The organism is Candidatus Magnetominusculus dajiuhuensis (assembly GCF_046044395.1).
Taxonomy (GTDB): Bacteria; Nitrospirota; Thermodesulfovibrionia; order Thermodesulfovibrionales; family Magnetobacteriaceae; genus Magnetominusculus; species Magnetominusculus dajiuhuensis.
Genome location: NZ_JBJUSG010000003.1, coordinates 1 through 19116 on the forward strand (window position 1 = coordinate 1; position 19116 = coordinate 19116).

The window sequence follows — 19116 nt, forward strand, 5'->3', positions numbered from 1 at the left end:
GGGGGGGGGGGGGCTGCTTTACTATTGTGACACAGTCTGTTGTCCGGAATCGTCACTTAAATGGTTGTTTTATGATGATTTTGCCTATTCTGAGATATAAGGACAGATTCCGGACAAGCCGGAATGACAGACAAAGAAGAGAACAGTCTGGAAATCATTGCAACTTCCCATGAGAACTTGTTTTATCCGTCAGAACAAATTTACCGTGATATTGGAGGGCTGGGGGTGTAAGAAAATCATTGAAAAAACTTCTGGTTATAGTTATAATAATCATCATGAAAAGAGACGAATCGGTGGTTAAGTATCCGCTTAAAGATGGGGCAATAACTTGTGGATTTCCATTGCGTAAGATGCGCGATTCCTTGTTGGACATATACAAGGAGTGCTCAAGCGTGGATTGGGACGGTTATGGCGCATGTGCCGTTACCGAAGACGCATTCGAAGAGGCGCAGAGGATAATTGACGCGCTCGCTTTTTCAATCCCACTTTCAATCCCAGCACCGGAGATTGTTGCCGAGCCAACCGGCGACATAGGTTTTGAATGGTACAGAGGAAATGGGCAGGTTTTTGTTATGAGCGTAAGTGGTAAACAACGAATTACTTATGCGGGACTATTTGCCGGTAATAAGGTGCACGGCTCAGAGCGTTTCAGTGGAATATTGCCGAGTACGATTATACAGAATCTTATGAGATTATATTCGTTGTAATATGGTTAAGGTAGATACGTCAGAAAATTTAACGAGGTTCATATTCTCCAAAAATGATTTTAGAAGTTCGGATGAACATGTAAGATATTCCGCTTTTATGCCGCCATCAAACAAACTCTTATCTGTGTTTCGCATTTTCGATCTTGCCGACCCTGAAGTGTGGGAGCTTGGTGATAAGGTGGGAATCCTTCGTGAACGTACATTGTTGGCACGTGCGGATATCAAAGTATCAAATGTGAACGATTCGGGTCTTGATGTTGACGCCAATGATGACCCTCCTCGTCATGCCAACATAGTGGGCTGGCCTGAGGAAAAGTCTGAAATCAAGTTGAAAGCGATAGAACTGGCGGACAGAGCACAGCTTCATTTGAGACGGTAGAATATCATTATGAAGCCGCTTGAAGAGGACTTAACGGAAATCATAAATGGCGTGGAAGTGCTGATGACATTTTTAAGGACTAATAACCCTATGTCGAATTGCTCTGAGCATGACTTACTATATTAGCGCTACACCGGGAAGGCTTAGAATTCAGAGTCCACGTCTCCATAACAACCGTGAGGAGATTAAGGGGTTCGAAAAGTTCATAGCCTCAGTTTCCGGCATAGAAAAGGTTGAAACGAATTATTATACCGGCAGTGCCTTAATGCACTATAACGAGAAAAAAATGAACTGCGAAAAGCTCATCGGCATTTTGGAATCTAACGGCTATTTTGATCTGATGAAGGCAGTAACCTCCGACGATGTGGTTGAAGAAGGCGCTGAGGAGGCAGCCAGGGTAATCGTAGAGATTATTTCTGACGGATTGTTGTAAAGATAATGTTACTGTTTTACAAAACGCCCTCTTACCAGGGCCAGCTCCTCCTCGGCTGTGGTGAGGGTTCCCCTTAGTTTTTCTTCCAGTATGGCCGTAAATATCTCTGTGTATATCGGGCCGGGGGGGATGCCTAGGGTTTTTAAGTCGTTGCCCTTTAGCTCCGGTTTCATGTCCTTGTGCTCTGTCAGAAAAATGGATATTGATTTTCTCTTTTGGTCGTTTTCTGCTGTTGACATCAAAAATATCGCCGTCTCTAACGATGTGCCCATAAGGTGGTTATACACCGAGACAGGGTCTTTGTAGTAGAACGGCTCGTTGAGTTTGGCCAGGCCTAAGAGGATGTGTTTCTTAATTGTGTCAGGGGTTGCAAGCCTCTGAAGGGCGGCCTCACGGTCATCCGCTGTCAGCGGCACAATCAGCGCCATCAGATATAACACCCCAATGTCAATCTTGTCCTCCCTGAACAGCAAATTGTACCACGAGATTGTCTCCCTCACCCGCTGAAATAGTGCGACTGACTCCCTCGAAAACCGTAGCTCCGCGTGGACGGCCCTCAGGAGGCCAAACCCCTCAAGCCTCCGCAGTGCCTTTATCGGGTCGGCCTCCCTGAATATCAACATAAGCTCATCGTAAAGCCGTGCACCCGATAGCTTCTCAAACAGGTTAAACCTGATTGCCGTCTTTATCAGCCTCTCTGTGTGCTTGCTTATCCTGAAATCAAATCGCTCGGAAAACCTCACCGCCCTAAACGCGCGCGTCGGGTCCTCTATGAAACTCAGATTGTGCAGTACCCTGACCGTCCGTTCCTTCAAATCGCGCTGGGCGCCAAAGAAATCTATCAGACGCCCGAAATCCCTCTTATTAAGAAACACGGCAAGGGTGTTAATCGTGAAATCCCGCCGATATAAATCCTTCTTGATGGAGGACATCTCCACTTGCGGCAGGGCGGCAGGGCTTTCATAGTACTCCGTGCGGGCAGCCGCGATGTCTATCGAAAAATCACCGCAATTATATAATTTAATATCGAATACCTTTGCTGTCTGAAACCGTTCGTGCGTCTTTAGTTTGCCATTTAAAACCTTCGAAAGCGCTGAGGCAAATTTGATTGACGCGCCCTCAATTACTATGTCTATGTCGAGATTCTGCTCCCCTCTTAGTAAATCGCGCACTGACCCGCCTACCAGATAGGCCGACACGCCGACTTCCTCCGCCACCTCCGCCACGGTCTGAAGTATCTTATACACATACGGCGGGAAACGTTCCCGCATGATTGTGGCGAGAGACCTGCCGGTGGGATGTTTACTCTCGAATTGGGCCTGTTCTATGCGGCTCCTCCTGATGTGTCCCTCGTAAAGAGAGCGAAGCAGGTCTGTCCTTGTAATTGCCCCTATTATCATGGCACCGCTAATAACGGGCAAAAACCGCTGATTGCTCTCAACCATCGCGGCCTCAACATCTCCTATGGCGGCCTCAGGGGGCATCGTAATCGCGTCGGTCGTAATAAAGTCGTCTATCTTGCTCGTCCTAAAGCCGTGAAACAGCGCCTTTTCCACTATCTCTCTTGATATTGTACCGGCGTACTGCGCGTCTTTTATTACGGGCAGGACATTTATCTCGTATTTGGTCAAAAGCGCCTCGGCCTCTTTAATAGTCGAGTCCCAGACAATGGAAATAACAGGGCTTGTCATCACGTCCCTTGCCGACTTTTCCGGCCTGATTATTTCGTGAAGGGTTGTAATTACCATTTCTTTGACTATATCTGCGATGGTCTCTTTCATTGAGGCGGACGCCGCCGAGGGGTGCCCACCGCCGTTAAAGCGCCGCATGACATCGCCTATGTTAAGTTCGGACACCCTGCTTCGTCCAATGAGCATGGTCTTACCGGCCATGTTTAATATCAACACCACCGCGTCAATGTCCTCCATGTCCATAATGGCATGGGCTATGAAGGCGGCGTCTCCTGAGTAGTTTTCCCTTGAGGCTGCCCCTATCTTCACCCTTATGCCGTGGACTATGGCCTCAGACAGAGACGCTAATAACTCATTTAATAGCTCAAGGTCGTCTCTGCTCAACTGCGGCCTGATGAATGTCGAGACGATATTGAGGTCTGCGCCGCGCCTGAGCAGATAGGCCGCTGCGAGCATGTCCCGTTCAGTTGTCGAGGAGAAGCGCATCGAGCCGGTCTCCTCATATATGCCCAGACACAATATAGTGGCCTCTATCGGTGATAATGGGATGTTTTTTGAGTGCAATATCTCAGTGAGCAGGGTTGCCGTTGCCCCAATGGCCCCGACTAATGAAACCGTGCCTGCAATATCTCCTTGTCGGGCGGCATGATGGTCGTATATAAATGTCTGAATGCCCCGCTTGCCTAATATCTGTTTAAAATCGCCAATCCTCTCAGGGTCTTTTGTGTCAACGATTATCAGACGGGTAATCAGGGAGATATCTATTTCCTTCACTTTTGAGATTTCAATCGGGAAGGCCTTTAAGAACTCCCTAAGCGGCCTTTCGGCGGCGCCGGGCAAGACTATCTTTGCCTCAGGGAAGAGTTTCTTTGCCGCAACCATAGAGGAAAGACAATCAAAGTCGGCATTTGTGTGGCATGTGATGATGTCCATTGCCAGTTACCGCGGCTCGTGCATGTCAGACGGTCTTTTTCTTGTTTATGTAAACCTGCTGAATTATGCTCAGTACATTGCTTACCAGCCAATAGAGCACCAGCCCGGAGGGGAAGCTCAAAAACATAAATGTAAATATAACGGGCATAAACATCATGACCTTCGCCTGCGTGGGGTCCATAGTGGTAGGCGTCATCTTCTGCTGCAGGAACATCGTGCCGCCCATGATAATGGGAAGCACATAGTGTGGGTCCTTGGCCGAGAGGTCTGTTATCCAAAGCATAAACGGCGTGCCCCTAAGTTCAATGGACACGAGCAGCACCTTGTAGAGGGCAAAAAACACAGGTATCTGCACGAGCATCGGCAGACACCCGCCCATTGGGTTTACCTTGTGTTTCTTGTACAGCGCCATCAGTTCAGTCTGCATACGCTGGGGGTCTTTCTTGTATTTCTCCCTGATTTCATTCATCAGGGGCTGCACCTTCTGGAGTTTCTTCATTGACGATTGCCCCTTGTTTATCAATGGAATAAACGGGATTCTTATGATAAGGGTAAGCAATATTATTGACCATCCGAAGTTGCCGATGTATTTATTTATGAACATCAACATCCAGAAAATCGGCCTCGCTATGATAGAGAAAAAGCCAAAGTCAACGATATGCTCAAAGGAGGCGTTAATGGATTTTAAGACCTCGTACTTCTTCGGGCCGGCGTAGAACATGAATTCGTTTGTGCCTGCGCCGGTCTTAATCGCGCCGAGTATTGATTTATCGCCGTCATTCCACATCTGAGCGCCTTTGGTCGGAGTCAATGGAGCAAGGGCGTCGAAAAAGTACTTATTCTCCTGTGCTATCCACTTGATGTTGCCGTCGTAGAGTTTTATGCCGTCCAGTTTTTTGTCAGTCTTAAGTTCTATCCTGTCCATATCCTTGAGGATTACAGGGCCGTTGTGGGCACCGTAGCTGTCGGCACCCTCAGAGCTGAAATCGCTGCCAGTGGTAATATAGTAGTCGTCTATGCCAGCGACTTCGTCCTTTAAGGTAATCTTATAGCTGTCGCCGTAAAACGTGAATGTCCTCTTTATATGGACATCGTTGTAGTCAAGGGCAAAGGCCAGTTGTTTGGTTTCCTGTCCGGTGAGCGTGAGGCTGTCCGGTGAGGTCGTAATAAAGGCGGCCTTCATAAATGTAAAATCGGTATTATAGCCTGAGGCAAGGGCGGGGATTTTTGCCTTTTCATCAATAAGATATATCTCGCTGCCGTTTTTGTCTTTATAGTCCTTGAGTTTAAGCGACGTGACAACGCCGCCGTTGGTGGAAATTTGGGCGGTATATAGTTGAGTGTCAACCTTAATAGTCCTGGCCTGTGGGGCTGCTGCCGCCGGAGGGGCTATAGAACCCGCCTCTGTCTTGCCGGCCGCGGGGGCCACGGCGGGTGAGGGGGGGGGGGATGGTGGACGGCTGCGCCTTTGATGAGGCCACAGCAGGGGCCTTTGTGCGATTGTCTATGGCGGCGGCAATCCTTGATGCCTCCTTCATCCTCGGATTGACATAAAAAAACTGGTACAGCATTAAGATTGAGATAGAAAGAACGATTGCAACGAGTGCCCTTTTTTCCATAGTTATATAGGTTACCTTTTAATATTCATATTTTTGAAACCTGTAAATGTCCTTCTAATAAAAGAACTATTTAACGGGGTCATAGCCGCCTTCGCTAAAGGGATGGCATCTCAAAATCCTCAGAACGGCCATGCCGGAGCCTTTCAGCGCGCCATACTTTTCGACGGCCACCGCGGCGTACTCTGAACACGATGGATCAAACCGGCAACTCTGCGGCAGAAACGGTGAGACCGCCGCCTTATAAAGCCAAATCACAAAGATGATTATCTTTTTCATTTCAACGCCGCATAATGCCTTTCAAGCACGAACCCCAATTCCTTATAGATATCTCTATAAGCGGCCTGAGGGGTAGTCGGCCCGGCAAGCAGCACAATGTCCAAAGGCACACCAAAGGCGTCAACCACGGGAAGATTCCTCATCGCCTCACGAAACCGCCGTTTAACCTTGTTCCTGACAACGGCGTTACCGACGCGTTTGCTCACGACAAGGCCAACTCTCACTCCGCGTTTCTTACCCTTTGAGATATAAACGCCAAGGTGGGCGGCCTTATACCGCCTGCCGTTATGGAATACGTATTTGAATTCAAAACTCTTTTTAAGGCTTTCTAATGTGCTCAGGCGCTTAAGCTCTTGCGTCCCTTTGCCCTCCTGCGATTAATCAGCTTACGTCCAGCCTTAGTACTCATGCGATGCAAAAAACCGTGCTTGCGTCTCCTCTTAATCTTATGAGGATGATACGTAGTATAAGCTCCACCCATATTCAGTTCCTTTAATGACCGTTATTTTTTTGAAACTGAATTATAACCGGTTAATCAACTTTTGTCAAGGCAAATAAAACTTTTTCAGCGATTGCGCCGCAGTATTGACAAAAAACCTCCCTTCGTATAACATAGATGAAATGTTTGCGATAGTGGTTTTCCCGGGCAGCAACTGTGACCATGATTGTTATCATGTTGTCAGACACGTCATTGGCCGTCCTGCGCGTTTTATCTGGCACAAGGAAAGCGGCATAGATAAAGACGTGAAGGTCGTGGTCTTACCGGGTGGGTTTTCCCACGGCGACTATCTGCGGGCGGGGGCGCTTGCCAGGTTTTCGCCGATTATAAAGGCGGTTACAGACTTCGCAAACGACGGTGGATTTGTCATCGGCATATGTAACGGTTTTCAGATACTCCTTGAGTCTGGTCTCTTGCCGGGGGCGATGCTTAGAAACAGGGCGCTCAAATTCATATGCAAAGACGTCTTTGTAAAGGTGGCCAACCCGAAGAAGACCCCTTTTGCCTCCGGATACAAAGAGGGCAGGGTGGTCAGGCTGCCAATTGCCCATGCCGAAGGCAATTATTTTGCCTCTGGCAGCACAGTTGAAAATATTATAAAACACAATCAGATTATCTTCACCTACTGCGACAAGGACGGCAATGTCTCTGATGAGGCAAACCCCAACGGCTCGCTCCTTAATATAGCCGGAATATCAAATAAGGAAGGCAATGTCATTGGCATGATGCCCCACCCGGAGCGCGCCTCAGAGGAAATCCTTGGAAATTCTGATGGTAGGCTGCTCTTTGAATCCGTTGTACAATACATAGAAAGCAGCACATAGAAGGTGCATAAGACATTGAACGAAAATATAAATAAGACAAAATCGGCCATACTGAAAAATATCCCGTCAATTGACAGCCTGTTAAAAATCCCCAAGGCCATTAAATGGCTAAAAGAATACCCAAGAAATCTGGTACTGAAGGCCTTGCGCGACGCCGTTGATACGAAAAGAACAGAGATACTAAGCGGTGAATCTCAAACAGTCACGGTGACATCTCTCATATCAATAGCAAAAGACCGGCTCTCAGCGCACACATCCTTTAGTCTGCGCCCGGTGATAAACGCAACCGGCATAGTGATTCACACGAACCTCGGCAGGGCACCGCTGTGTAAATCGGCCATTGAAAACACCGCCCTTGTTGCCTCAGGATATTCGACCCTTGAGTATGACCTCAAAACTGGCAAGAGGGGCAAGCGCTACGTCCACATCCAGGGCATTTTAAGGGATTTGACGGCGGCAGAGGATGCCTTTGTGGTAAATAACAATGCCGCGGCGGTGTTTTTGTGTCTGATTGCCCTTGCTAAAGGCCGGGAGGTCATTATATCAAGGGGAGAGCTTGTGGAAATCGGCGGCTCGTTCAGAATCCCTGACATAATGGCACACACAGGTGCAGTCCTCAAAGAGATAGGCACTACGAACAAGACGCACCTCTATGACTACGAAAGGGCGATAACAGAAAATACTGCTGTAATATTAAAGGTACACCGCTCGAACTTTCAGATTACGGGATTTACGGAGGAGGTGGGTATTGAGGAAATCGCCGCCGTCGCTAAGCGGGCTGGCATTCCGGTAATGTACGACCTTGGAAGCGGCTGCCTCGCAGACCTTCTTCCCTATCGTATGCACGATGAGCCGGTGGTTGGGAACATTGTAAAAAAGGGTGTTGACATAATAACATTCAGCGCTGATAAGCTTCTTGGCGGCCCGCAGTGCGGGGTAATCGTGGGAAGGAAAGATTTAATTGAGGCCGTGAGAACGCATCCTCTGGCGCGCATGGTGAGGGTTGATAAGTTTGCCATATCGGCGCTTGAGGCCACGTTGATGGAATATGTGGACGCTGACAAATCATTCAAGAACATACCCGTTTTAAGAATGCTCACCGAGGACATAAAAGAGATAAAGAAAAGGGCGGTGCGCCTTGCCGCTGGGATAAAGGGCCAAACCTCCGGTTCTTTGGAAGTGGCGATGATAAAGGATTCGTCGTATGCGGGTGGCGGGTCGCTTCCAGGGCATGAGTTCGCAACGTATGCCGTCACGTTGAGGCCCAAGGGGCAGACGGTCAATGAGCTTGAGGCCCGCCTGAGGAGTTCAAATCCCCCTGTTATTGCGAGGATAAGAGGCGATATGCTTGTCCTGGACGCCAGAACAGTAAATGATAAAGAAGTCAAGGCCATAATAGATATGTCAAAGACATGGCGTGTGGCCTAAGTGATATTTGAAATAGATATTTGCCGTGCCAACAATGTATAATAGAGCGGGTTAGTAATCCGGGAAATCGGGGCGTAGCGCAGTCCGGTAGCGTACACGGTTCGGGACCGTGTGGTCGCTGGTTCGAATCCAGTCGCCCCGACCAAGGTTATAGAAAATCTGTTGAAGGCGCTGAATGGTTGGCTTTACGCCGAACGAATATTTATCCTCCATGTATGCGACAATGTTTGTGTCTAAAAGATATTGTTGCATCGTCTATTCAGTAAGATTACTTTTAAAAACAAAATCATCTCTAAATGTTTTTGTAAATTTCAAGAACTCCTCACTTTGCCCTCCCAACAAATTCTCCTCTGCAATCGCTTGTGCTATTGTTGCCCATTTACCCGTAGCGCAAGCGTCATCATTGCTATCATTTTCGATGGTTACTTTCAATCCCTTACCCTCCGGTAGTTCCACACATTCTCTTCCCGAGATATTCCCCCGTTGCCGAACGCTGGTTTTGCATAATCTCCTCCGGTGTGCCTTCGGCTATGATGTATCCGCCGTGGTCGCCTCCCTCAGGTCCGAGGTCTATAATATGGTCGGAGAATTTAATCACGTCAAGGTTGTGTTCTATTACTATTACCGTATTGCCAAGCGCCACGAGACGATGGATTATTCGCAGCAGCCTTTCGACATCCACAAAGTGAAGCCCCGTGGTGGGTTCGTCAAGGATGTAGAGTGTCTTGCCGGTTGCTCGTTTTGTTAGTTCACGCGATAGTCTGAGGCGCTGTGCCTCGCCCCCTGAGAGCGTGGTTGCAGGCTGCCCAAGGTGGATGTAACCCAGTCCGACCTCCTCCAACAGCATTAGTTTTTCCCTTAACGGCGCAATCGGCGCGAAAAACCCGCCCGCCTCGCTTACCGTCATTGAAAGTATGTCAGATATGTTTTTCCCCTTATAACGTACGCGCAGTGTCTCACGATTGAACCTCCTGCCAGCGCATGTGTCACATTGCACATGTGCGTCCGGCAGGAAGTGCATCTCATATTTTCTTATCCCCGCCCCCTTACATGTCTCGCATCTGCCGCCTTTTACGTTAAAACTGAATCGTGAGTTTTTATATCCCTTTGTCTTCGATTCGAGCAGTGCTGAAAACAGTTCCCTTATATGGGTAAATATGCCGGTATATGTCGCAGGGTTGGAGCGCTGGGTCTTGCCAATTGGCGATTGGTCAACGCTAATAACCCTGTTAATCTGCTCTGTGCCGGTTATGCCCTTGTGGCGTCCTTCGCTAAACCCGCTCCGTAGTAGTGTGTTGCAGAGGGCAGGGTAAAGCGTATCAAGAATGAGCGTACTCTTCCCCGAACCCGATACCCCTGTTACCGAAATAAAGACCCCAAGGGGGATTTTAATGTCAATGTCTTTCAGGTTGTTTTCACATGCCCCGGTTATTGTTATGTAACCGGAGGGGGTTCGCCTTGTGTTCGGGGCGTCGGGGATTTCGATTGTCACGGCGCGGCTAAGGTATGCGCCGGTCAGTGAGTTTTCGTTTTTCATTATCTCATCAGGACTGCCCATGGCCGTCACATGCCCCCCCCTTAGGCCAGCACCCGGCCCGATGTCAATCACTACGTCAGAGGACAGGATGGTTTCCTCGTCATGCTCCACGACTATTACGGTGTTGCCCCTGTCTCTTATCTCCTTCAGGCCATCAATCAGCCTGGCGCAGTCGCGCGGGTGAAGCCCTATGCTTGGCTCATCAAGGACATATAATACCCCTGATAACGAGGAGCCGAGCTGCGTGGCAAGGCGTATACGCTGCGCCTCACCCCCTGACAGGGAAAACACAAGCCGGTTCAACGTTAAATAGTTGAGGCCGACCTTTTCCATAAACATGAGGCGGTTGGTTATCTCTTTGAGTATGCGCGCGGCAATAAACCTGTCCCTGTCGTTGAGAGCCAGGGTAATCAAAAAATCACCGGCGGCCTTTATAGACATCCGCGTCAGTTCCCCGATATTCAGACCTCCGATTTTAATGCTCAGCGCCTCTTTTTTCAATCTCAGTCCGCCGCATAAAGAACACGTTTTAAGGGAAAGCAACGGTGTGTCATCGTCTTCATTGAGGGGTTCATAGCCTATCCCCCTGCACTCAGGACACGCGCCGAGGTTACTGTTAAATGAAAAAAACATCGGCGTCAGCTCCGGTATATTTATGCCGCAATCAGGACATGCCATAGTCTTTGACAGGACTATATCAGTGTTGTCTTCAATCAGGTTTAGTACCACAATAGAGCTGAATCTCATGGCGGAGTTCACCGCCTCCCTGAGTTTTCTATCTACGCCGGTCTTGATTATCAGCCGGTCAATGACGATTTCTATGGTGTGGCGCTTGTTTTTGTTTAGGGTTATGTCCTCGGTCAGGTCACGCATTTCACCGTCTATGCGGGCGCGCACAAAACCCTCGCGGCGCATTGCGAGAAGTTCTGCTGTATAAAGTCCCTTGCGCTCTTTGACTATCGGGGAGAGTATTTGTATTCTTGTGCCCTGCGGCAGTGTTTTTACAGTCTCAAGGATGGTCTCAGTGTCTTGTGATATGATGGCCTTGCCGCAGTTGTAGCAAAAGGGTTTTCCAATTCTTGTATAGAGCACTCTCAGATAATCATAAACCTCTGTGAGGGTTCCAATTGTGGAGCGCGGACTTCTGGATATAGTTTTTTGCTCAATCGCTATGGACGGCGAAAGTCCCTCAATTGAATCCACATCAGGTTTCTGCATCTCGCCAAGGAACTGCCTCGCATAGACTGAAAGGCTCTCAACATAGCGCCTTTGGCCCTCGGCAAATATCGTATCAATGGCAAGCGTGGACTTGCCCGAACCAGACGGCCCGGTGATTACGATAAACTTATTTCTCGGTATATCGAGATTTATGTTTTTGAGGTTGTGTTCCCTTGCCCCTTTTATAACTATATTTTCTTGCATAGTATCGTAAATACAACTGCTAATATAACTTATTTGGCAGCAACCGTGCAATTCTTTTAAAGGATTAACGACGAAGGGGGGGTAACCCCCCCTTCACCCCGTAAATCTCGCCACGTTTTGTCTATTTATTTCTGGCTGCCGCCCGTTGGCGGCTTCAGTACTCCGGGGGGGCTTTTACTGATATTGTGTAATATGATACAATACCTCTGATGACAGAGAAAGCGAAGTCCTCACGGGCACTGCAGATTAATATTGCGGATTACAGCGTCAATGTGGACATTGACCCTATGTATGAACCTATACAAGAAGTCATGGCGCGCTATCACGGACTTCAGGACGGTCTTACCGTTTATTTAAAAGAACTCTGCCACCCCTACAAGAACTGGCAGTACATCGTCAAAGAGACATGGACGTATTGCCTGGGATATTTCTATGAGCTTAGCACCCATCCAAAAGGGCCTGAGGCGGCGGTACTCTATATGAATGTTATTTTTGAGGCCATCAACTCCGCAAAAGACGAGCAGGTTCGCTCCGACGCCTTCAGCCTCTTTTATCTGTTTAGCCAGAAACTTATTAAAGACGCCCCTAAGGACATTGAAAAAAAATATATTTCTGTTGCCAATCGCGGTTTTGTACTGGCAGACGAGCTGCCAGATGAGCGGTTTATTATCATTGCTAAAAGCCACTACCGATTAAACAGACTTGCCGGATTGTTTTATGACTGTGTTGCTGAGGATTCAGAGTTCGATAAAATTAACTCACTTATGATTCATTATCTGCGGTTTACCTACTCATACTGGCTCACCGAAAAAAATCCAAAGGACTGGTTTGCCGAGGACATAGGCAAGGAAATTAACCCGCTGATGTCAGATATATTGCAGCCCATCTCCCACGAGGGAATTAATGGTTACGCCTCATGTCTTGATGGTATTGTTGACAATAAAAACAAAGCGTTACTAGATAAACTTAAAGAAATGATTGACTTGCCTGGGTACGGGGACATCGTCGCTCATTTTAATAAGATCCCCTCGGTTATATACCAGGGCCAATTAGATGAATTGGACGAAAAAATAAAACATCAGTATGAGCTTATCTTCCTTTTTCATATAATGAACACCCCCGGGCTTTCCACAATTCACGAAGAGACTATCAGGGAGATTAACAGGATAATCAAATACCTGATTAACCACGATGACTATGACAACAACAAGGCGCTGATACAAAAAACAATCAGCATACTGAAAAACACCGTAGGGCAATACCCTGCCACAGTGTTGCGCAGTGTGCTGAACATGGGCAAGGGCGTTTACGAAAGTAATAACACCGCGCTTGTGAATTTCTTTAACCACTCGATTCTATCGCTTGGATTTCAAACCCCGGATTTCGGGGGCATCAGCAACGATTGGCAGATAATCGGCAACTCAGCCCACATAGATAACATTCGCACATATATGGAACTCATAAGGCTCAACCCCATGTGGTCTAAAAAACTCATCTCATCTCTTATCGTAAACCTTTCCCTCTGCGGCGTTATAATCAAGGACACGGATTTATTCCCGCGCGATATTACGAATTTCTTAAATTCTGATATACGCCTGGTCTATAACTTAGTGAAGCAGCTTATGAGGCTTTACCCCGCCTATTTTAACGAATTGGGCGCAGAGGGGCAACTGCGGGATATCTCCACCAGAATGGACGAGGCCTGTAACCGCCATGACACCCTTGTCCACTTTCTCAGAAAACAGAGCCACGTGGAAAGCTCCAACAAGATTCTCTCTGTCGTGGAGGCCGCCCTTGAGTTCTGGATGACCCGTAATAAGGAGGTGCTCAGGCAGTACCTACCGCCGGATATCTATTCGGAGCAGGAAAATTCAGGCCAATACGTTGACGGCGTCCATACGGTTATTAATCAGATATTTCAACTACATGGGCTGCGATGTGTCAGCGATTTATTAACCCTTGGGGATGATTATTTTGGTGGCGTTGTCAATGCTATAGGGCAGGATTACGCCGCTGATGTTGAGAAGGTTGCCCTTACTATCTCCTTTTATAAACTCCTTCACCAGAAATACAGCTCCGGCTTCAGTGAAATAGACAGTGTAATTGCGCAGGTTCACAGCAGCGCCTTCCCCGAGCTTGGCAACCTCGTTAAGGCTATTTCGGAGCCAAACACCTACGACAAACTTGCAGGAGTACTTGAACATTTAGTAAAACTTAAAGAGCTGATTCAATCGCCAACGCAATTCGAGGTGCGTGAGGATATTTACCGGAAGCGCCATATCTCCACTGAGATACCCTCCATGTACGGCAGCTACCATGAGGTGAAATTCGACGCGCTTGGGCTTACCTTCAGGCTCGAAACCCTTGTCAATACCCTCTTTGAGGAGCTGATAGAAGGGTTTGATCTGAATTTTATCACGCGCGCCACACTATGCAGGATTTACGATTACCTGAAACTCTACAAACAGGCCCTGATAATTGACGGCATTGCCGTCCGGGAGTTCGACAGGCAACTCTATCTGCTTGGGACGGCCTTGTCGGTAAGGGGATTTACGTTTTCTCAGTTTGTTGATATATTTAAGGAATTATCGCATGTTATGAGAAATATTGTAAATGATTACTTTAATAATATGCACATGGAAACCCTCAAGACTATTCTGGATATATTGCCTAAGGAAAAGCTGCTTCCCAAGTATCACGCCGAGGATGATTCCAGATTATTTAACAGGGTATCGGAGATATTTCTGAGGGACACTATTGCATCGTCGTTGGGGCTTCAGAGCCTTGATGTGTTTATAACCAGAATCCTCAGCACACTGCGGCGTGAGGCACAGAGGATTCCCCCCGATAAGCACCACCTGCTCGTAATGTATAATCCAGAGGAGGCTGTCACCTCAATCGTTGAACCTGTTACCGCTGTATCTACCATCATTCACATGGGCGGCAAGGGGTTTAATCTTATGAGAATGAGGTTGCTGGGGCTGAGAATTCCCCCAGGTTTTTTGATAACTACCGATGCCTTTAAGTGCCGGGAACTGTTCGATATATATGAATCTGCCGATAAGAATTTCAAAGAACGGGTGGATGTCGAGATTGCCAGACTGGAAAAACTTACAGGCAAGGAATTTGGCAATCCTGATAATCCGCTTCTTGTCTCCGTAAGGAGTGGCTCTGCCATATCGCAGCCCGGTATGCTTGATTCCTATTTAAATGTGGGTATGAATGAGGCCATAGTCAGGGGGATGATAGAGGCCACAGGCAGGGGTATGAACGCAGGCAGGGAGTGGTTTGTGTGGGACTGCTACCGGCGGTTTATCCAACACTACGGCATGTCCTTCGGCTTAGACCGCGACAGCTTCGACGCCATAATGAATCTTTATAAAGACCAATACCATGTGTCTTTCAAAAAGGTTTTTACGTCGGCGCAGATGAGAGAAATAGCCATGTCCTATAAGGACTTCGTAGTTGGAAAGGGGATTAACGTAGAGGAAAGACCTAAAGAGCAGCTTTATATTGCCATTAGAAAGGTATTGGATTCATGGGATACAGATAAGGCTAAAAGTTACAGAAAGATAATAGGAATCTCTGACGACTGGGGTACAAGCGTGACGGTTCAACGCATGGTATACGGCAATATTGATGACAAATCAGGCTCTGGGGTACTGTTTACGCACAATCCCAAGCTCTCGGAGTATGAGCTTAAGCCGTGGGGTGATTATGGCATATGTGTCCAGGGCGATGACATCGTCTCCGGGTTGGTGCAGACACATGCCCTATCCATTAATCAGGCGAGGCGGGAAAACAGGTCTGTTGAGGATTCTCTTGAAAAACGCTTCCCTCAGGTATATGAAGAGCTTGTCAAAACTGCCCGTTTCCTGATAGAAGACAGGCAGTGGAATCCCCAGGACATAGAATTTACGTTTGAGGGCGGACTTAAAGAAGATGTTTATATATTGCAGTCCAGAGATATGGAAATAAGGGAAAAACAGCATGAACATCAGTTTGAGATAACCGCAGAGTTATCAGGGCGTCTGCTTGGGCATGGCATCGGGGTAAGCGGCGGGGCGATGGCAGGGCGCGCGGTATTTACGATGAAAGACATAAGATATTACAGAGAGACAGAGCCGCAGACGCGGCTGATTCTGATAAGAAGGGACACCGTCCCGGACGACATCAACGAGGTCTCTGCCTCAGATGGCCTTCTGACAGCGCGCGGCGGGGCAACGAGCCACGCGGCAATTGTGGCATACCGGCTGGGCAAGACATGCGTGGTTGGCTGCGTAGAGATGCTATTTTATGAAAAGGAAAAGAGATTTGTCCTGAACCAGAGGACTGTGGCCTCAGGGGATTTTATAAGCATAGACGCCGCTGATGGGGCTGTCTATGAGGGCGAGATGAAGATATGCAAGAAGGGGATAAGATAGAATGAGGATAAGCAAAAAGGAGATGAGATAGAATGGGTGGAAGATTAGGCATAAACGGGCTTGGAAGGATTGGGAAACTCGTATTGTGGCGGCATGTGGCGGCACGGGATTTTGATGAGATAGTGGTGAATGTTGGTCGCGCCGTTGGTACGTCGCTTAATGACATCGCCTATTACATCGGCAGGGACTCCACGTATGGATCGTTGGGGAAGTATCTGTATGGCTTTAAAGACCAGCCGGCAATCGCCAACATTGATGACGGTACGGGGACGATGACGATAAACGGTGTAAAGGTCACTGTGTTGAGGAAATCGAGAAACCCCAAAGACATAGGCTGGGCAGGGCACGGAGTGGAAGTCGTTGTTGAGTCATCGGGGGCGTTTGTTGATCCCACCATCCCCGCCGACGACCCTAAAGGCGCCCTTGCCGGGCACCTCGACTCTGGTGCGAAGAAGGTCATTCTCAGCGCCCCGTTTAAGATAAAGGACAAGTCCAAACCCATGCCGGATGACGCCGTAACGGTTGTCATGGGAATAAATGAGCATGACTATAACCCGGCCAGGCACAGATTTATCTCGGCGGCCTCGTGTACTACGACTTGCCTTGCCCACATGTTTAAACCACTGATAAATAAAATAGGGCCAAAGAAGATTCTTACCGCCTCAATGGCCACCGTCCATGCCGCCACAGGTACTCAGGAGGTGCTTGACCGCCTTGCCAAGCCCAAAGACAAGGATTTAAGAAAGAACCGCAGCATTTTTAACAACATTATCCTTACGACCACCGGCGCTGCTGACACTCTTGCGCTTGTTATCCCTGAGATGTCGCAAATTGGGTTTATCGCCGAATCTGTAAGAATCCCCACGACCACCGGCTCACTCGTCATTCTGGTCGTCAATATTCAGGAGGAACCCGACAGGATTATAGTTGACCGTGACTACATCAACGGTATCTATAAAGAGGCCGCCGAAAACTCCCCGCACAGGCTTGTCGTTTACTCTGAGGAGCAAAACGTGTCAAGCGATATAATCTCGATGCCCCTTGCCGCCGTGATAATTGAGGCGCACGAGACGCACACGCGCACGGCCGAGATAACCTTCGACGCGGGGCGTCTGGTTGGAGTGAAGAAAGAAATACTTGAAGGCCTGAAAGACAACATGGTACGCATTCCCCTGACTCAGGCCGTGATATACGGCTGGTACGACAACGAAATGGGTAGTTACGTAAACGCCCTCTCAATGCTTACAACAATGGCTGCGGAGGATTTTTAGCGGGCTGTGAACAGGGCTGGAGACAACCGTCTGTTCAGCAGGGAGATTTTCAGTTGGTGCCTTTATGACTTCGCCAATTCAAGTTTTTCCGCCATCATCGCCACAGTAATATTCCCTGTTTATTATGTAAAGGTCATCGTAGGAAACGCCTCCGGACTTGGGGATTTGTGGTGGGGCAGGGCGATTTCCCTGAGTATGGCGTTTGTGGCCCTGAGTTCCCCATTTTTAGGCGGCATAGCTGATTATGGTGGGCTTCGTAAAAAGTTTTTGATCGGTTATTCAGTATTGGCGGTTGTTTCTGTTGTGTGCATGTCGGCGCTTGTGCCGGGGATGGTGGTAACGGGGTTTTTGTTGATGGTTGCCGCCAATATCGGCCACGAGGGCGGGATGGTGTTTTATAACTCATACCTGCCGGTGATAGCCGAAAGGTCACATCAGGGGAGGGTATCGGCGTGGGGGTTTGGATTAGGCTATATTGGGTCGTTTACTGCCCTGATAATGGCGCTGCCGCTTGTGAAGTCAGAGAATTTAAGCCTTCTGTGGCCGCTTGTGGCGGTGTTTATTGTTGTATTTGCGTTGCCGGCGTTTATTAATTTGCCCGGCGATAATAAGACGCAAGGGGCTGGCAGACCCATTGTTGAGGCTGCCATATACAATGCCACGCGGATATTAGGGTCACTGCGGGAATTGTTAAGGCAAAGGGAGCTGAGGCGATTTCTCCTCTCTTTTTTCATGTACCAGGACGGTATGAACACGGTAACCGTGTTTTGCAGTATATTTGCCGCCGCGACGTTGAATTTCGATAACGCCGAACTGATATATTTGTTTATGACGGTGCAGGTGACGGCCTTTGCGGGGTCAATGATTATGGCAAAGCCGATAGATGTGTGGGGGCCGAAGAGGGTCATATCCATATCGCTGGTGTTGTGGAGTGCTGTGGCGATAGTGTCATATTTCGTCACGACGAAGGCGGAGTTTTTTGTGGTAGCCACCACGGCAGGGCTTGGGCTTGGGACGGTTCAGGCGGCGTCGAGGGCATTTTTTGCGGGATTTATTCCAGAGGGGCGAGAATCCGAGTATTTTGGCGTCTATTCGATGATAGGAAAGACTTCGGCCATATTAGGGCCTTTGTTATTTGGCATGACGTCTGCGTATTTCAAGAGCCAGCGCCCGGCAATAGTGTCTATTTCAGTGTTTTTTGTTGCAGGACTTATCTTATTGTCGAGGGTTAAATCCCCGCAAAAAACATAAAGATTCCTTCGGAAAAAAACCTTTAATATCACGAGTATTGACAAGCCTCATATTTTTATGGTTGACTAGTGCGGCGGGGGCCGTTGGCATAGTCGGCGGCTTTGGCCTATGCTGAGAGGGATTGGCACGCGGGGATACACGAGAGGGTTGCACACGCAAAGGAAAGGATTGAGCACGGGATTCGGGACGGGTCGCTCACACATCATGAGGCAAAGAGGCTGCATGGTGAGTTTGACAGGATTCTTGGTGATATTGACCGCATGAAGGCAGAGGGAAGGCTTACTCATCATGATAAAGAGCGGGTACATCACGAGCTTGACAGGTTGGAGAGCGATATCAGCAAACTAAAACATAACGATGAACGCCGCCACTAGGCAATTATAGTCTTTGCCTGGCGCGCTGTGTGCGGTATCGCGCCGGGT

At 48.3% G+C, this 19116-nt stretch carries 15 protein-coding genes, 1 tRNA gene and 1 pseudogene; 10 read left to right on the forward strand and 7 right to left on the reverse strand.

Annotated features, from left to right (window positions below):
• The first annotated feature begins 239 nt into the window (after positions 1–239).
• From AB7D94_RS00745 to AB7D94_RS00755, 3 genes are all read left to right on the forward strand, one after another.
• Complete coding sequence (locus tag AB7D94_RS00745; protein WP_420263728.1) at positions 240–707, forward strand: hypothetical protein; 468 nt, start codon at positions 240–242, stop codon at positions 705–707.
• A 1-nt stretch (position 708) separates the two neighbouring features.
• On the forward strand, positions 709–1086 hold the full coding sequence (locus tag AB7D94_RS00750) for a hypothetical protein (protein WP_420263729.1): 378 nt from the start codon (positions 709–711) through the stop codon (positions 1084–1086).
• A 109-nt stretch (positions 1087–1195) separates the two neighbouring features.
• Positions 1196–1519, forward strand: coding sequence for an HMA2 domain-containing protein (locus tag AB7D94_RS00755; protein ID WP_420263730.1), 324 nt, complete (start codon positions 1196–1198; stop codon positions 1517–1519).
• An 8-nt stretch (positions 1520–1527) separates the two neighbouring features.
• Here AB7D94_RS00755 and AB7D94_RS00760 read toward each other — a convergent pair whose 3' ends face one another.
• The 5 genes and pseudogenes from AB7D94_RS00760 to rpmH all read right to left on the reverse strand — a co-directional run bounded on the left by AB7D94_RS00760 (position 1528) and on the right by rpmH (position 6519).
• On the reverse strand, positions 1528–4143 hold the full coding sequence (locus tag AB7D94_RS00760) for a CBS domain-containing protein (protein ID WP_420263731.1): 2616 nt from the start codon (positions 4141–4143) through the stop codon (positions 1528–1530).
• A gap of 25 nt (positions 4144–4168) precedes the next feature.
• Positions 4169–5533 (reverse strand): annotated as a pseudogene (gene yidC, locus AB7D94_RS00765) (membrane protein insertase YidC); the annotation flags it as partial.
• Between the two features lie 295 nt (positions 5534–5828).
• Positions 5829–6038: a membrane protein insertion efficiency factor YidD gene (gene yidD / locus AB7D94_RS00770; protein WP_420263733.1), complete on the reverse strand. Its 210-nt coding sequence runs from the start codon at positions 6036–6038 to the stop codon at positions 5829–5831.
• Positions 6035–6379: a ribonuclease P protein component gene (gene rnpA, locus AB7D94_RS00775; protein WP_420263784.1), complete on the reverse strand. Its 345-nt coding sequence runs from the start codon at positions 6377–6379 to the stop codon at positions 6035–6037. Before rnpA ends, yidD begins: the two co-directional genes overlap by 4 nt.
• Positions 6376–6519: a 50S ribosomal protein L34 gene (gene rpmH / locus AB7D94_RS00780; protein WP_085052390.1), complete on the reverse strand. Its 144-nt coding sequence runs from the start codon at positions 6517–6519 to the stop codon at positions 6376–6378. Before rpmH ends, rnpA begins: the two co-directional genes overlap by 4 nt.
• A gap of 140 nt (positions 6520–6659) precedes the next feature.
• On the opposite strand from rpmH, the gene purQ reads away from it, so the two are divergent.
• The 3 genes from purQ to AB7D94_RS00795 all read left to right on the forward strand — a co-directional run bounded on the left by purQ (position 6660) and on the right by AB7D94_RS00795 (position 8934).
• Entirely contained in the window at positions 6660–7361 is a 702-nt protein-coding gene (gene purQ / locus AB7D94_RS00785) for a phosphoribosylformylglycinamidine synthase subunit PurQ (protein ID WP_420263786.1), read from the forward strand.
• Positions 7362–7376: 15 nt separating this feature from the next.
• Complete coding sequence (gene selA / locus AB7D94_RS00790) at positions 7377–8789, forward strand: L-seryl-tRNA(Sec) selenium transferase (RefSeq protein ID WP_420263734.1); 1413 nt, start codon at positions 7377–7379, stop codon at positions 8787–8789.
• Positions 8790–8857: 68 nt separating this feature from the next.
• Positions 8858–8934 (forward strand) — tRNA-Pro (locus tag AB7D94_RS00795).
• A gap of 110 nt (positions 8935–9044) precedes the next feature.
• On the opposite strand, the gene AB7D94_RS00800 is transcribed toward AB7D94_RS00795, so the two are convergent.
• Positions 9045–9221, reverse strand: a complete 177-nt coding sequence (locus AB7D94_RS00800; RefSeq protein ID WP_420263735.1) for a hypothetical protein — start codon at positions 9219–9221, stop codon at positions 9045–9047.
• A 4-nt stretch (positions 9222–9225) separates the two neighbouring features.
• Positions 9226–11748, reverse strand: a complete 2523-nt coding sequence (gene uvrA, locus AB7D94_RS00805; RefSeq protein WP_420263736.1) for an excinuclease ABC subunit UvrA — start codon at positions 11746–11748, stop codon at positions 9226–9228.
• 209 nt (positions 11749–11957) lie between these two features.
• Between uvrA and AB7D94_RS00810 the strand changes: the two genes are divergently transcribed.
• From AB7D94_RS00810 to AB7D94_RS00825, 4 genes are all read left to right on the forward strand, one after another.
• Positions 11958–16172 carry a PEP/pyruvate-binding domain-containing protein gene (locus AB7D94_RS00810; protein WP_420263737.1) on the forward strand — a complete coding sequence of 1405 codons (4215 nt, stop codon included), beginning with the start codon at positions 11958–11960 and terminating at the stop codon, positions 16170–16172.
• Between the two features lie 32 nt (positions 16173–16204).
• Complete coding sequence (locus tag AB7D94_RS00815; RefSeq protein WP_420263738.1) at positions 16205–17443, forward strand: type I glyceraldehyde-3-phosphate dehydrogenase; 1239 nt, start codon at positions 16205–16207, stop codon at positions 17441–17443.
• 6 nt (positions 17444–17449) lie between these two features.
• Positions 17450–18694: an MFS transporter gene (locus tag AB7D94_RS00820; protein ID WP_420263739.1), complete on the forward strand. Its 1245-nt coding sequence runs from the start codon at positions 17450–17452 to the stop codon at positions 18692–18694.
• Between the two features lie 101 nt (positions 18695–18795).
• Positions 18796–19068 carry a hypothetical protein gene (locus AB7D94_RS00825; RefSeq protein WP_420263740.1) on the forward strand — a complete coding sequence of 91 codons (273 nt, stop codon included), beginning with the start codon at positions 18796–18798 and terminating at the stop codon, positions 19066–19068.
• Positions 19069–19116: the final 48 nt, after the last annotated feature.